We start from the raw sequence: 14,199 nt of genomic DNA on the forward strand, positions 1-14,199 counted from the left end.
CCGGTCGGGAGGAGAAGGGTTCCCCCGCGTCAGCACCGTACGCGCGGCAGCCCGGTGACCGCTGTCACCAGCGAGTACAGCGAGGTCGACGCGGTGATGAACAGCCGGTTGTTCTTGGGGCCGCCGAAGGCGATGTCCGAGACGGGCTCGGGGATGTTCAGCCGGCCGATGAGCGTTCCGTCCGGGAGCCAGGACGTGCTGCGCAGGCTGTACGCCATCGACGGCGTGAGCGGCACGCAGGTCACCGTGTCGCTGGAGACCTTCTTCGAGCGCCCGGTGCCGCCGGTGCCCCCGTCCCGCCGGCTTCGCGCTGACGCGGGGCGGCGATAAAGCGTTGACAGGGGCCCGCAGGGGCTCCTAACGTGTGCAGCGGTTCTGTTGCCGTCGATAGGAGTAGGACGTTGCTCGTCTGAGGTCATGAGACACCGCGTCACGCAGCCTTCGCTGCCGTGTACGCCGTGTGCGACCTCGGCATACGAGCCGTCCCGTCCCCCCGGCACAGGCCTTTTCCGTTCTTCGGCCTCCCTTCCCGCCGCGGTGTCTCGAACGCGTTGCCCTTGACCGCGCTCCACCACGCAACCGCGAGGCCCGTATGTCTTCTTCCCCCACCTCTCTCAGCTGCTCGTCGCTCACCTTCGCCTGGGCCGACGGGACCAGCGTCTTCGAAGGCCTCCAGGTGGCCTTCGGCCCCGGCCGCACCGGGCTCATCGGCGCCAACGGCTCCGGTAAGTCAACGCTGTTGAAGCTGCTGGCCGGCGAGCTGACCCCCACCGACGGCACCGTCAAGGCCCTCGGCGAGGTCGGTCACCTGCCGCAGAACGTCACCCTCGACACCGCGCTGCGCGTCGACGAGGTGCTCGGCATCGCCGCGACGCGCGCCGCCCTGCACGCCATCGAAGCGGGTGACGCGAGCGAGGAACACTTCACGGCCGTCGGTGACGACTGGGACGTGGAGGAGCGGGCCCGCGCCACCCTCGACCAGCTCGGGCTCGGCCACATCGGCCTCGACCGCACCACGGGCGAGGTCTCGGGCGGCGAGTCGGTGCTGCTGCGCCTGGCCGCGCTGCTGCTGCGCCGCCCCGATGTCCTGCTGCTGGACGAGCCGACCAACAACCTTGACCTGCACGCCCGTCGGCGCCTTTATGCGGCCGTCGAGGCCTGGTCCGGGATCCTGGTGGTGGTCAGCCACGACCGCGAACTCCTCGAACTGGTCGACCAGATCGCCGATCTGCGCGACGGCACGGTCAGTTGGTACGGGGGCGGCTTCAGCGCGTACGAAGCGGCCCTCGCCGGCGAACAGGAGGCGGCGGAGCGCATGGTGCGCGTCGCCGAGTCGGACCTGCGCAAGCAGAAGCGCGATCTGGCCGACGCCCAGGTGAAGTTGGCCCGCCGCAAGCGCTACGGGCAGAAGATCCAGGAGAGCAGGAGCCAGCCGAAGATCCTGATGGGCGCCCGCAAGCGCGCCGCCCAGGAGTCGGCGGGCAAGCATCGCGTCATGCACGAGGAGAAGCTCGCCGAGGCCAAGGAGCGTCTCGACGAGGCCGTGGAGGCGGTGCGGGACGACGACGAGATCCGCGTCGACCTGCCGCACACCCTGGTGCACCCGGGCCGCACGGTCCTCACCCTGAGCGGCCTGGAACTGCGCTACGGAGCCCGGGTCCAGGGCGAGTTCGAACTGCGCGGGCCCGAGCGGATCGCGCTGATCGGCCGCAACGGCGCGGGCAAGACGACACTGCTGCGCACCGTCGCCGGCGAGCTGGAAGCGGTCGCCGGCGAGGCGCGGGCGCATGTCCCGATGCGCTTCCTGCCGCAACGCCTCGACGTTCTCGACGACGACCTCACCGTCGCCGAGAACGTGGCCGCGTACGCCCCCGAGGCGACCAGGAACCGCGTCCGGGCACGGCTGGCCCGGTTCCTGTTCAAGGGCGCCAAGGCCGACCAGCGGGCGGCTACCCTCTCCGGCGGCGAGCGGTTTCGCGCGGCGCTCGCGGCACTGCTGCTGGCCGAGCCGGCACCGCAGCTGCTCATGCTCGACGAGCCGACGAACAACCTCGACATGGCGAGCGTGCGGCAGCTCTCGACGGCTCTGGAGTCGTACGAGGGCGCACTGATCGTGGCCAGTCACGACCTGGCGTTCCTGGAGTCCATCGGCATCACCCGGTGGCTCCTGCTGGACGGGGAGCTGACGGAAATCACCCAGGAAAAGAAGACAGAAGCTGTCGGGTATTTTGACTAGCTTCGCGTGTATGCACCAGCACACACGGCACGACACCCCCCAGGACAGGCAGCCGGGCGCCCACGGGCACATCACTCTCTCGGGAGCCCGGGAGAACAACCTCAAGGAGGTGGATCTGCGCATCCCCAAGGGCCGCCTCACGGTCTTCACGGGGGTGTCGGGGTCCGGGAAGTCGTCGGTCGTCTTCGACACGATCGCGGTCGAGTCCCAGCGGCAGCTGAACGAGACCTTCACGTGGTTCGTCCGCAACCGGCTGCCGAAGTACGAGCGGCCGCACGCGGACGCCATCGAGGACCTCTCGCCCGCGATCGTCGTCGACCAGAGGCCGATCGGCGGCAACTCCCGCTCCACCGTGGGCACGATCACGGACGTCTACTCCGTGATCAGGGTGCTCTTCTCCCGGTACGGCACGCCGAGCGCGGGCCCGGCGACGGCGTACTCCTTCAACGACCCGTCGGGCATGTGCCCCGCGTGCGACGGGCTCGGCCGCACCGTGCGGCCCGACTACGACCGCATCATCGACCCCGCCAGGTCCCTGGCGGACGGCGCGATCCTCTTCCCGCCGTTCGCCGCCGGGACCTGGCAGGGCCAGACCTACACCAACACCCCCGACCTGGACACGCACAAACCGGTCGGCGAATTCACCGACGCCGAGCGGGAGTTCCTGCTGCGCGGCGGACGAGGGGCGGGCGGACGGAAGAAGGTCAGCGTCGACAACACCGGCGGCGCCCGGGACATCGACTACGAGGGCCTGGCCGACCGCTTCGAGCGGCTCTACCTCCACCGGGACCTCTCCTCCCTCGCCCAGAGGACCCGGGACATGGTGCGGGGCTTCCTCCACGAGGGCCCCTGCCCGGCCTGCCGGGGCGCCCGGCTCAACCCCGCCGCGCTCGCCACCCGGATCAACGGCCTCGGCATCGCGGACTGCGTCCGCATGGAGGTCACCGACCTCGTCCGGGAGCTGCGGCGCGTCCATGACCCGGTGGCCGGCCCCGTCGCCGCGGCGGCCGTCGCGGCCCTGGAGCGGATCGAGGCGATCGGCCTCGGCTATCTCAGCCTGGACCGCGAGACGTCGACCCTCTCCGGCGGCGAGGGGCAGCGGCTGAAGATGGTGCGCCACCTCGGCTCCAGCCTCACCGGCATGACGTACATCTTCGACGAACCGAGCGTCGGCCTGCACCCGCGCGACGTGGGGCGCCTCAACGACCTGCTGCTGCGGCTGCGCGACAAGGGCAACACCGTACTGGTGGTCGAGCACGACCCGGACGTGATCGCGGTCGCCGACCACGTGGTCGACATGGGTCCGGCGGCCGGCACCCACGGCGGCCTGGTCGTCTTCGAGGGCACGCCCGACGAGCTGCGCGGGGCGGACACCCTCACCGGCCGCCACCTGCGCCGCGTCAGGGGCGTCAAGGACAAGCCGCGCGAGGCGACCGGCGGCCACTGGATCAGGGGCGCCGATCTGCACAACCTCAAGAACGTCAGCGTGCGGATGCCGACCGGGGTGCTCACCGCGGTCACCGGCGTCGCCGGATCCGGCAAGAGCACGCTCGTGTCGAAGGCGTTCACCGGCGCCCACCCGGACGCCGTGGTCGTCGACCAGTCCTCCATCGGCATCTCGGGCCGCTCGACCCCGGCGACCTACCTCGGGATCATGGACACCGTACGGGGGCTCTTCGCGCGGGAGACGGGCGCGAAGGCCGGCCTGTTCAGCTTCAACTCCCATGGCGCGTGCGAACTTTGCCGGGGGCGCGGGGTCATCTACAGCGATCTCGCGTTCATGGACCCGGTGACCACGACCTGCGAGGCGTGCGAGGGCCGCCGCTTCAAGGAGGAGGTGCTGCGCCTGACCGTCGACGGCCGCTCCGTCGTGGACGTCCTGGAGATGACCGCCGAGCGGGCGCTCGACTTCTTCGCGCGCTTCGAGGACCAAGCGGTACGCCGGCGCCTCGGCGCCCTGCGGGACGTCGGGCTCACCTACCTCACGCTCGGCCAGCCGCTCAGCACCCTGTCCGGCGGCGAGCGCCAGCGCATCAAGCTGGCCACGCAGCTGCACCGCACCGGCACCACGTACGTCCTGGACGAACCGACCACCGGTCTGCACATGGCCGACGTGGACGGACTCCTCGCGCTGCTGGACCGGCTCGTCGACGCCGGGAACACCGTCGTCGTGGTCGAGCACAACCTCGACGTCGTCAAGCACGCGGACTGGGTGATCGACCTCGGCCCCGACGGCGGCAAGCACGGCGGGCGGGTCGTCTTCGAGGGCACCCCGGCGGCGCTGCTGCGGGCACGCGGGTCGTTCACGGCGGATCACCTCCGAGCCGCTCTGGGCCCGCAGGGGGAGCGCGCTGCATGATGTGCGGCAATGCCCCGCCCCCAAGAGGAGTACCCCGTGCACACCAAGAAGGCCCTGATCCGCCGCCCCGGCCCGCGCCTCGCCGAAGGACTGCTCACCCACCTGGAGCGCACCCCGGTCGACGTGGAGCTGGCCCTTCGGCAGTGGGAGGGCTACGTCGCGGCACTGCACGCCCACGGCTGGCAGACGCTGGAGGTGGCGCCCGCCGACGACTGCCCCGACGCCGTGTTCGTGGAGGACGCGGTGGTGGTGTTCCGGAACGTGGCGCTGATCGCCCGGCCGGGGGCCGAGGCCCGGCGGGGCGAGACCGCCGGCGTGGAGGAGGCCGTGGTCCGGCTCGGCTGCTCGGTGAACCGGGTCCGCGAGCCGGGCACGCTCGACGGCGGCGACGTCCTCAAGATCGGCGACACGATCTACGTGGGGCGGGGCGGCCGGACCAACGCGGAGGGGGTGCGGCAGTTGCGGGCCGTCTTCGAACCGCTCGGCGCCCGCGTGGTGGCCGTCCCGGTCGCCAAGGTCCTGCACCTGAAGTCGGCGGTGACGGCCCTGCCCGACGGGACGGTGATCGGGTACGAGCCGCTGGTCGACAGCCCCTCGCTCTTCGCGCCCTTCCTGCCGGTGCCGGAGGAGGCGGGCGCGCACGTCGTGCTGCTCGGGGGTGGGAAGCTGCTGATGGCGGCGAGCGCGCCGAAGAGCGCGGAGCTTTTCGCGGATCTCGGCTTTGACCCGGTTCTGGTGGACATCAGCGAATTCGAGAAGCTCGAAGGCTGTGTGACGTGCCTCTCAGTTCGACTCCGCGAACTGTACGGCTGAGCCGCGAGGGGACCTGAGTTACGGGGGAGGCACACGCGGGGGGCGGTTTCGCGGCCTCTTTACGGAGGGTTTAACCTACGGCAACGTAACCTACGACACCGTAGGTAGTGCACCGCTCGCACTGCCCGTAAGCAATCCCCGCCCCCGTATGGAGCACACGTGACGATCACCTCTCCCCACCTCGCCGGCTCGGACAACTGGACCGATGCCCGGCTCCTCCACGCGCTGGAGGAAGTGGTCGAGCAGGAACTGAACCGCCACCTGAAGGTGGCCAAGGACTGGATGCCGCACGAGTACGTGCCGTTCTCCGACGCCCGCAACTTCCCCGGCCTCTTCGAGGACGGCGAGGCGTGGGAGAAGAGCCAGTCCCCCGTCACCGACATCGGGCGCATCGCCCTGGTGGTCAACCTGCTCACCGAGGACAACCTCCCCAGCTACCACCACGAGATCGCCTCCCTCTTCGGCCGGGACGGCGCCTGGGGCACCTGGGTGCACCGCTGGACGGCCGAGGAGGGCCGGCACGGCATCGTGATGCGCGACTACCTCCTCGCCTCGCGCGCCGTCGACCCGGACCAGCTGGAGCGGTTCCGGATGTCGCACATGAGCGAGGGCTTCGAGTCGGACAACCGCCACTCGATGCTGCACTCGGTCGCCTACGTGGCGTTCCAGGAGCTGGCGACCCGCATCTCGCACCGCAACACCGGCCACCAGTCCGGTGACCCGGTCTGCGACCGCATGCTGGCGCGCATCGCCACCGACGAGAACCTCCACATGGTGTTCTACCGGAACCTCCTGAAGGCCGCCTTCGAGCTGGCCCCCGACCTGACGATGCAGGCCGTGCGGGACGTGGTGGTCGACTTCCGCATGCCGGGCCACGGCATTCCCGGCTTCGAGCGGGCCGCCGCCCAGATGGCCATCGGCGAGGTCTACAACCTTCGCATCCACCACGACGACGTGCTCCAGCCCGTGCTGCGCCACCTGAAGGTCCTGGAGATCGACGGCCTCGGCCCCCAGGGCCTGAAGGCCCAGGAGGAGCTGGGCTTCTTCATGGGCGGGCTCGACGCGGAGGCGTCCAAGTTCGACGAGCGGCTCGCGGCGCGCAAGGCGCGCATGGCGGCGCGGGGCGCCTGACGCCCCGCACGCGCGGTGGCGTGCGCCGGACCGGCCGCGTCACCGCGCCCCGGTCCGCGCCCCGGCCGGCACGCGTCTGAGGGCGAACCGCTCCTTCTCGGAGAGGCCGCCCCAGACGCCGAACCGCTCGTCGTTGGCGAGGGCGTACTCCAGGCAGGCCGGGCGCATCTCGCACATCCGGCAGATGTCCTTCGCCTCCCGCACCGAGCTGCCCGGCTCGGGGAAGAAGAAGTCCGCTCCGGTCTGCGCGCACAGCGCCTGCTCCTGCCAGGCGAGCTCGGGCTGGGCCATCGTGTCGATCTGCATGGGCACGATGGTGCCCCGGCGCGCGAAACAAGCGATCAACGAACGATCAACGCGCCGCCGGCCCGGCGTTTCCCACCACTCTGGTGCCCCGCTCGGCTACGACGCCATCGGCTCGCCGGGAGGGGCCGGCTGGAGCACCGCGAACCGCGCGCCCGCCGGATCCGCGAACTTGGCGAAGCGGCCCACGCCCGCCATCTCCACCGTGTCCATGCGCACCGTGCCGCCCTCCCGCCGGACCTTGGCGACCGCGCCGTCGCAGTCGTCCACCTGGAAATACGGCAGCCAGTACGCCTCGGACTCGGCGGGGTCGTCGTCGAGGGACGCGATGCCGCCGAACATGTCGTCCGGCGTGCCGTCGGCGGGGTGCACCATCGTGTACGTGCCCGCGGGGGACTCCATCGCGGTGGTCTGCCAGCCGAACACCGAGCCGTAGAACGACGTGGCCGCGGAGGTGTCCGGGGTGTACAGCTCCGTCCAGACGAGACCGCCCGGTTCGTTCAGCACGTCGAGCCCCTTGATCTGCCCCTGCTGCCAGACCGAGAAGGGCACACCCGCCGGGTCGGTGAAGCCCGCCATGCGGCCGAGGTCGAGGACGTCCACGACGCCGTGGAGCGTGCTGCCGCCGGCCTGCTCGACCTGCTTGACCGTGGCGTCCGCGTCCGGCGTGCGGAAGTACAGCGTCCAGGCCGGTGCGGCCTCCTCCGCGGGCATCGCCATGGCGCCGGCGGCGGTCCCGCCGGAGAGCCGGAACTGGCTGTAACCCCCCACTTCCTCGCCGCCCCGCTGGAGCTCCCAGCCGAACAACTCGCGGTAGAAGGCGCTGACGCCGTCCAGGTCGGGGGCGCACATGTCCACCCAGACCGGGGCGCCCGCGGCAAATCGGGAACTGAGCATGATCGACTCCTTCGTCGGATCTCTCCGTCGTCTCTTCCGAGTCTGGCACCCCCCACTGACAACGCGCCTGTTGTCATTTCCTGGAAGCACGACCCATTTGAGAGCGCTCTCAGTCATAACTCTTGACGCCGCAACCACCCACCACGACAGTGGTGCACCACCCCCCTTCGGCAGTGGCGCATCGGCCCCTACGACAGGGCGCACCGTCTACCACGGCAGTGATGCGCCACCCCCACGCACACGGTTCGAGCACCTCCCCGTAGCCCCCCACCGCGCAGGAGACCTTCCGTGATCTCGCGTCGTACGTTCCTGACCACCACCGCCGCCGGCGTCGCGGGCGCCCTCATCCATCCCGGCCGGGCGGGCGCTCTCGGCCCGCGTGCCGAGGCGGTCGGCAAGGCCGCGCCCGCGACCTGCGAACTCGCCCTGCGGAACAAGTCGCTCCCCGGGCGCGTGCACGCCTATGTCACCGGCCACGAGCAGGGCACCGGCCGCTGGGTGCTGCTCCGGCCCGACGGCGGCGTGTACCGCCCCGACTCGCCGTCCGCGCCGCAGACCCCGCTGTCCGTCGACTGCGCCATCCCTCTCGGCGCCGCCGGTTCGGCGCCCAGAGTGCTGACGCTGCCGCAGATGTACGGCGCCCGCGTCTACTTCGTGCGCGACGCCAAGCTGGACTTCTTCCTCAACCCCGGGCCCGCACTGGTCGAGCCCGCCTTCGCGACCCCCGCGGACCCCAACTACGGCCGCACCTGGTCGTTCTGCGAGTTCACCTTCAACCCCCAGCAGTTGTACGCCAACATCAGCTATGTCGACCTCGTCACGGCGCTGCCCATCGGTCTGACCCTCCAGGGCGATGCCACCCACACCGTCGCCCCGCTCCCCGACGGGGCCGTCGACAGGATCGCCGCCGACCTCACGGCGCAGGCGGCGAGGGACGGGCAGCCGTGGGACGACCTGGTCATCCGGGGGGCCGGCGGCGGCGTCCTGCGGGTGATCTCACCGCAGAACCTCATGGCGCCCTACTTCGACCGGCCCGACCAAATGCCCTTCCGCGACGTGTGGAACGCCTACATCGACCGGGTGTGGGACAAGTACCGCTCCACGGACCTGAGGATCGACCTCCAGGGCGGCCGCGGCGTGTTCACCGGGCGCGTCAGCGGCGACGTACTGACGTTCAACGGCGGCCACTCCTTCGCCAGGCCGACCTCGAAGGACATCTTCACCTGCAATCACGGCCCCTTCGCCAACAATCCGGGCGACCCGGACGACAAGAAGGGCCTCCTCGCGCGGCTCGCGGCCGGGTTCAACCGCAGCATCATGCTGACCCACCCCACGCAGCCGGGCGGCGCGACCGCCGCCGACTACTACCGGGGCGAGGTGACCAACCACTGGGCACGGGTGGTGCACGCCAACTCCCCCATCGGCTACGCCTTTCCCTACGACGACGTGCGGCCCGACGGGCAGCCGGACGTCTCGGGTGCCGCGCACGACGGCAATCCTCGGCGGTTCACGGTGAGCGTGGGATCCTGACCGACCGCATGCCCCCTGTGTGGTCCTGCCCGGTGTGGTTCGCCCCGGTACAGTCCCTCAGGCCGAGGCCCTGCGCACCAGCGCGGTCGGCAGGACCACACCGGAGGCCTCGGCGGCCGGGCCCTCCCCTTCCCTGCCGCGCAGCAGCATCCGCGCCATCAACCGGCCCATGCCCTCGATGTCCTGACGGACCGTCGTCAGCGGCGGCTCGGTCTGTTCGGCCACCGGCAGCATGTCGTCGAAGCCGACCACCGCGACGTCGTCCGGCACCCTGCGGCCCCGCTCCCGCAGCACCCGCAGGGCGCCGGACGCGGACAGGTCGTTGGCCGCGAAGACCGCGTCCAGCTCCGGTACCCGGTCCAGCAGTTCGCGCATGGCGCGCTCTCCTCCGGCGGGTGTGAAGTCCCCCTCGGCGATCAGCCGTGGGTCCGCCTCGCCGAGGACGTCCCGGTAGCCGTCGAGCCGGTCGACCGCGGAGGTCTGGTCGAGGGGGCCGGTGATGTGCGCGACGCGGCGGCGGCCGAGGCCCACCAGGTGCCGCACCGCCTCGCGCGCGCCACCGCGGTTGTCGCTGTCCACGTACGAGGTGCTCGGCTCGCCCGGTGCCGGCTGGGGCCAGCCGGGGCGCCCGCCGAACACGGTCGGCACCCCGGCGCGCCGGATGATGCCGGGCAGCGGGTCGTCGAGGTGCAGCGAGAAGGCGAGGGCGCCGTCGACGTGCCCGCCCGCGAGATAGCGGCCGACTCGTTCGTGGTCGTCACGTCCCTCGGTGAGCAGCAGCACGAGCTGGACGTCATGTTCCGTCAGTTCCTTGCTGATGCCGCGTAGTTGGAGGGCGAAGAACGGATCGGCGAAGACCCGTGTCTCCGGTTCGGCGATCACCACGGCGACGGCGTCGTGGCGCCGGGTGACCAGGCTGCGGGCGGCGCGGTTGGGGACGTAGCCGAGTTCGGCGACCGCGTGCCGCACCTTCTCGGCGAGCCTCTCCCGCACTCCCGGGTCGCCGTTGACGACACGGGACACGGTGGCCCTGGAGACCCCGGCACGGGCGGCCACGGCCTCCAGGGTGGGACGCGGTTCCTCGGTCACCTTCGCTCACTCCTCCCTGACGGTGTCAGGGAGCATCCTCGCGCACGGACCCGGCCCGCTCCCCGGCGAGGGGGTCGCCGCCCCGCGCGCCCGGACTGGTGCCGGATGCCGGCCCGCCGGCGTTCAGGTGGCGCTCCGGCGGCAGAACTCCGCGCCGAGCAAGTCGGTGAAGACTCCGATGGGATCGTCCCAACCACCCTCGCACCAGTCACCGTTGACGTTGGCGGTGACCGTCTTCGCGCCGTCGCGAGCCCCGTAGGCGTAGGACCACGATCCGAAGAGCGCGCCCCCCATGCCCCAGACCGTTTCCCCGCACGGCAGTCGCACCGAGGAGACGCCGAGGCCGTAGGCGGCGTCGGGTATCCAGTCGCGGGTGGGCACGGTGGTGAACATGTCGCGTTGCTGGTCCGCCGGCAGGATCCGGCCGCCCAGCAGGGCGCCGAAGAAGCGGTTGAGGTCCCCGGCGGTGGAGATCATGCCGCCGGCCGCCCAGAACATGGACGAGTCGAACTCGGTCGCGTCGTGGACCGGCGCGCCGGGGTCGGTCCGGAACAGCTTCGTGTAGTGCCGGGAGTGCGGCCCGTGGATCGTGGGGTCGCCGCCGCGCGGCAGGTACGTCCCCGCCAGACCGAGTGGGCGGGAGATCCGCTCGGTGATCTCCTCGGCGAGCGCGCGGCCGGTGACCCGTTCGATGACCAGGCCGGCGAGGACGTAGTTGGTGTTGGAGTACGCCCAGCCCGACCCCGGCGGGAACGCGGCCGGACGGGACATGGCGATCTGCGTCAGCGTCTCGGGCGGGTGTGTCTCGTGACGGTTCAGGGCTTCTTGGTCATCGGTGTAGTTGAAGATCCCGCTGGTGTGGTTGAGCAGCATCCTGATGCTCACCCGGGCACCGTCGTGGTGCGGGCCATGGACCACGCCGGGCAGCCACTCCTCCACGGTGTCGTCCAGACTCAGCCTGCCTTCGGCCGCCAGTCGCAGCACGACGGTGGCCACGAACGTCTTGCTGATGCTGCCGATGCGGAACCGGTCCTGCCGCGAACGCTCGCGGCCGGTTCCGGTGTCGGCCACTCCCGCCGTCCCGAACCACTGCTGGTCGCCGTCGCGGACCTCGGCGAGAATGCCGGGCAGGCCGCCTCGGGTCACGGCCTGCCCGAGTAATCGCCGGATCGTCTCGTGTCCCTCGGCCCCTGAAGCGGGCGCGGACCCCGATATAGCGCCCCCCGCTTCGTCCGGTTCGGTGCCGGGTCGACCGCTGTCCGTGTGGGCGGTGTGTTCGTGCATGCGGGCCTCCTCGTCGCGAGTAACCCGCAATGTAGCCGCCCGGCCCCGCGCCGCAGCACGTTTCGCCGGCCCACCGTCTCGCTCCAGGCGCTGCCTCCTCGCGCTGCCCGACCGGGGTCTACTCCCCGGGCTCGTCCCGCTTGGCGCGGCTCGGCTGTACGCGCTTGGGCTCGCCCGGCATCTTCGGGTACTCCGGTGGGTAGGGCAGGTCGCCGAGCGCGTGGTCCCGTTCGTCCTTGTCGGCGAGGTCCAGCAGGGCCCGGAGGGAGTAGGCCCGCTCCTCCATGCGGGCGTGGACGTCGCCGGCCTTCGCGAAGCGTTCGGGCATGGTGGCGATGTCGAAGTCCTCGGGCGTCGCGTCGTCCACCTCGTCCCAGCGCAGCGGCGCGGAGACCGGGGCGTGCGGGCGGGCGCGGATCGAGTAGGCGGAGGCGATGGTGCGGTCCCTGGCCGTCTGGTTGTAGTCGACGAAGATCCGGGGGCCGCGCTCCTCCTTCCACCACGCCGTGGTCACCTGATCCGGCATCCGGCGCTCCAGCTCCCGCCCGCAGGCGATCGCCGCGCGCCGCACCTGGGTGAAGGTCCAGCGCGGCTCGATGGGCACGAACACGTGCATGCCGCGCCCGCCGGACGTCTTGGGCCAGCCGACCAATCCGCCGAACTCATCCATTACGGCGCGCAGTTCGTGGGCGGCGCGCACCGCGTCGGCGTAGTCGGTGCCGGGTTGCGGGTCGAGGTCGATGCGCAGTTCGTCGGGGTGGTCGAGGTCGTCGCGCCGGACCGGCCAGGGGTGGAAGGTGAGGGTGTTGTACTGCGCAGCCCAAATGACGGCGGCCACCTCCGTGGGGCACATCTCGTCGGCGGTGCGGCCGCTGGGGAAGGTGATGGTGGCGGTGGGGATCCAGTCGGGATGGTTCTTCGGGGCCCGCTTCTGGTAGAAGAACTCGCCGGCCGCCCCGTCCGGGTAGCGCTGGAGGGTGGTGGGCCGGTTCCGGAGCGCGCGCAGGATGCCGGGGCCGACGGCGACGAGGTACCGGGCGACGTCCAGCTTGGTGAAGCCCCGCTCGGGGAAGACCACCCGGTCGGGGCTGGACAGGCGTACTGTCCGCTCCCCCGTGTCGATCTCGACGGCCGCGCTCTTGCCCTTGGCTTCACCCATGGAGCCACGCTAAACGGCAGGGACATTCGCCGCACACCGGGCGGTATGGAGCGGATCGCCGCAGAATCGGAGCATGGACCTGCCGGTGATGCCCCCCGTGAAGCCCATGCTCGCCAAGCCCGTGGCGAAGATCCCGCCCGGGATGCAGTACGAGGCCAAGTGGGACGGATTTCGCGCGATCGTCTTCCGGGACGGGGGCGACATCGAGATCGGCAGCCGTACGGGCAAGCCCCTCACCCGTTACTTCCCCGAGCTGGTCGCGGCGCTGCGGGAGCGGCTGCCGGGGCGTTGCGTGCTCGACGGGGAGATCGTCATCGCCCGGGACGGGCATCTGGACTTCGACGCGCTCACCGAGCGCATCCATCCGGCGGCCTCGCGCGTGGCGACGCTGGCCGAGCGCACCCCCGCCTCCTTCGTCGCCTTCGACCTGCTGGCCCTCGCGGAGGAGTCCCTGCTCGCCACTCCCCTGGCCGAACGCCGCGAACGCCTGGTCACGGCCCTGTCCGGGGTGAGCGCGCCCGTCCATCTGGCGCCGGCGACCACGGACACGGAGGTGGCGCTGCGCTGGTTCGAGCAGTACGAGGGCGCGGGTCTCGACGGTGTCGTCGCCAAGCCGCTCGATCTGCTCTACCGCCAGGACGAGCGCGTCATGTTCAAGGTCAAGCACGAGCGCACCGCGGACTGCGTGGTCGCCGGCTACCGCTTCCACAAGAGCGGCCCCGTCGTCGGCTCGCTGCTCCTCGGCCTGTACGACGATGCCGGCTCCCTGCAGCACGTCGGCGTCGCGGCGGCGTTCACCATGAAGCGGCGCGCGGAACTCGTCGAGGAGCTGGAGCCGCTGCGGATGGGGACCGCCGAGGGGCATCCGTGGGCGGCCTGGGGGGACGAGGCGGCGCACGAGACGGCGCGGCTGCCGGGGGCGCCGAGCCGCTGGTCGGGGAAGAAGGACCTGTCGTGGGTGCCGGTGCGCCCGGAGCGGGTCTGCGAGGTGGCGTACGACCACATGGAGGGCGGGCGGCGCTTTCGCCACACGGCGCGCTTTCGCACCTGGCGCCCCGACCGCGACGCGCACAGCTGCACGTACGCCCAGCTGGAGGAGCCGGTGCGCTACTCCCTCGCCGACGTCCTCGGACCCCCGGCCTGACGAACCCCGGGGTGCCCCGGCGCCATGACCAGGCCAAGGGCGGTGCCCCCTGGCTCCGTAACCACCCAACAGGCGGCGCCCCGGCACCGTAACCACACCCACAACGCGGCACCCCGGCACCGTAACCACACCCACAAGGCGGCGCCCCGGCACCGTAATCGCGCCAATGTTCGACGCGGCACCCCGGCATCTTCCGCCTCCTCCGCCGCGACCCTATGCTCCTGCGCCTGACACGTCAGTTACCGACGGTAAGG

At 71.4% G+C, this 14,199-nt stretch carries 11 protein-coding genes and 1 pseudogene; 6 read left to right on the top strand and 6 right to left on the bottom strand.

Features of this window, described 5'->3' with window-relative positions; genetic code table 11:
- Positions 1-29: 29 nt before the first annotated feature.
- Positions 30-191 (bottom strand): annotated as a pseudogene (locus tag ABZ385_RS01475) (SMP-30/gluconolactonase/LRE family protein); the annotation flags it as partial.
- A 401-nt stretch (positions 192-592) separates the two neighbouring features.
- Between ABZ385_RS01475 and ABZ385_RS01480 the strand changes: the two are divergent.
- The 4 genes from ABZ385_RS01480 to ABZ385_RS01495 all read left to right on the top strand — a co-directional run bounded on the left by ABZ385_RS01480 (position 593) and on the right by ABZ385_RS01495 (position 6,539).
- Positions 593-2,236, top strand: coding sequence for an ATP-binding cassette domain-containing protein (locus ABZ385_RS01480; RefSeq protein WP_358909031.1), 1,644 nt, complete (start codon positions 593-595; stop codon positions 2,234-2,236).
- A gap of 10 nt (positions 2,237-2,246) precedes the next feature.
- Complete coding sequence (locus ABZ385_RS01485) at positions 2,247-4,595, top strand: excinuclease ABC subunit UvrA (protein WP_358909033.1); 2,349 nt, start codon at positions 2,247-2,249, stop codon at positions 4,593-4,595.
- Between the two features lie 36 nt (positions 4,596-4,631).
- Complete coding sequence (gene ddaH, locus ABZ385_RS01490) at positions 4,632-5,408, top strand: dimethylargininase (RefSeq protein WP_358909035.1); 777 nt, start codon at positions 4,632-4,634, stop codon at positions 5,406-5,408.
- Positions 5,409-5,567: 159 nt separating this feature from the next.
- Positions 5,568-6,539, top strand: a complete 972-nt coding sequence (locus ABZ385_RS01495; protein WP_358698244.1) for an acyl-ACP desaturase — start codon at positions 5,568-5,570, stop codon at positions 6,537-6,539.
- A 39-nt stretch (positions 6,540-6,578) separates the two neighbouring features.
- Here the strand turns inward: ABZ385_RS01495 and ABZ385_RS01500 are convergent, their stop codons facing one another.
- Both ABZ385_RS01500 and ABZ385_RS01505 read right to left on the bottom strand, forming a co-directional pair.
- Positions 6,579-6,845: a WhiB family transcriptional regulator gene (locus ABZ385_RS01500; RefSeq protein WP_358584919.1), complete on the bottom strand. Its 267-nt coding sequence runs from the start codon at positions 6,843-6,845 to the stop codon at positions 6,579-6,581.
- Between the two features lie 96 nt (positions 6,846-6,941).
- A complete protein-coding gene (locus ABZ385_RS01505; protein WP_358700028.1) occupies positions 6,942-7,739 on the bottom strand; it encodes a VOC family protein in 798 nt (265 codons plus the stop codon).
- A gap of 288 nt (positions 7,740-8,027) precedes the next feature.
- On the opposite strand from ABZ385_RS01505, the gene ABZ385_RS01510 reads away from it, so the two are divergent.
- Positions 8,028-9,269, top strand: a complete 1,242-nt coding sequence (locus ABZ385_RS01510; RefSeq protein WP_358909037.1) for a glycoside hydrolase family 64 protein — start codon at positions 8,028-8,030, stop codon at positions 9,267-9,269.
- Between the two features lie 57 nt (positions 9,270-9,326).
- Here ABZ385_RS01510 and ABZ385_RS01515 read toward each other — a convergent pair whose 3' ends face one another.
- From ABZ385_RS01515 to ligD, 3 genes are all read right to left on the bottom strand, one after another.
- Complete coding sequence (locus ABZ385_RS01515; RefSeq protein WP_358584922.1) at positions 9,327-10,358, bottom strand: LacI family DNA-binding transcriptional regulator; 1,032 nt, start codon at positions 10,356-10,358, stop codon at positions 9,327-9,329.
- Between the two features lie 123 nt (positions 10,359-10,481).
- Positions 10,482-11,642, bottom strand: a complete 1,161-nt coding sequence (locus tag ABZ385_RS01520; RefSeq protein ID WP_358584924.1) for a serine hydrolase domain-containing protein — start codon at positions 11,640-11,642, stop codon at positions 10,482-10,484.
- Between the two features lie 118 nt (positions 11,643-11,760).
- The gene (gene ligD / locus ABZ385_RS01525) at positions 11,761-12,801 is read right to left on the bottom strand and encodes a non-homologous end-joining DNA ligase (protein WP_358584926.1); all 1,041 of its coding nucleotides are present in this window, start codon (positions 12,799-12,801) and stop codon (positions 11,761-11,763) included.
- Positions 12,802-12,874: 73 nt separating this feature from the next.
- Between ligD and ABZ385_RS01530 the strand changes: the two genes are divergently transcribed.
- Entirely contained in the window at positions 12,875-13,945 is a 1,071-nt protein-coding gene (locus ABZ385_RS01530) for an ATP-dependent DNA ligase (protein ID WP_358909039.1), read from the top strand.
- Positions 13,946-14,199 lie beyond the last annotated feature (254 nt).

The sequence above is a fragment of the Streptomyces sp. NPDC005898 genome, from assembly GCF_040629635.1.
In the GTDB taxonomy this organism is placed as follows: Bacteria; Actinomycetota; Actinomycetes; order Streptomycetales; family Streptomycetaceae; genus Streptomyces.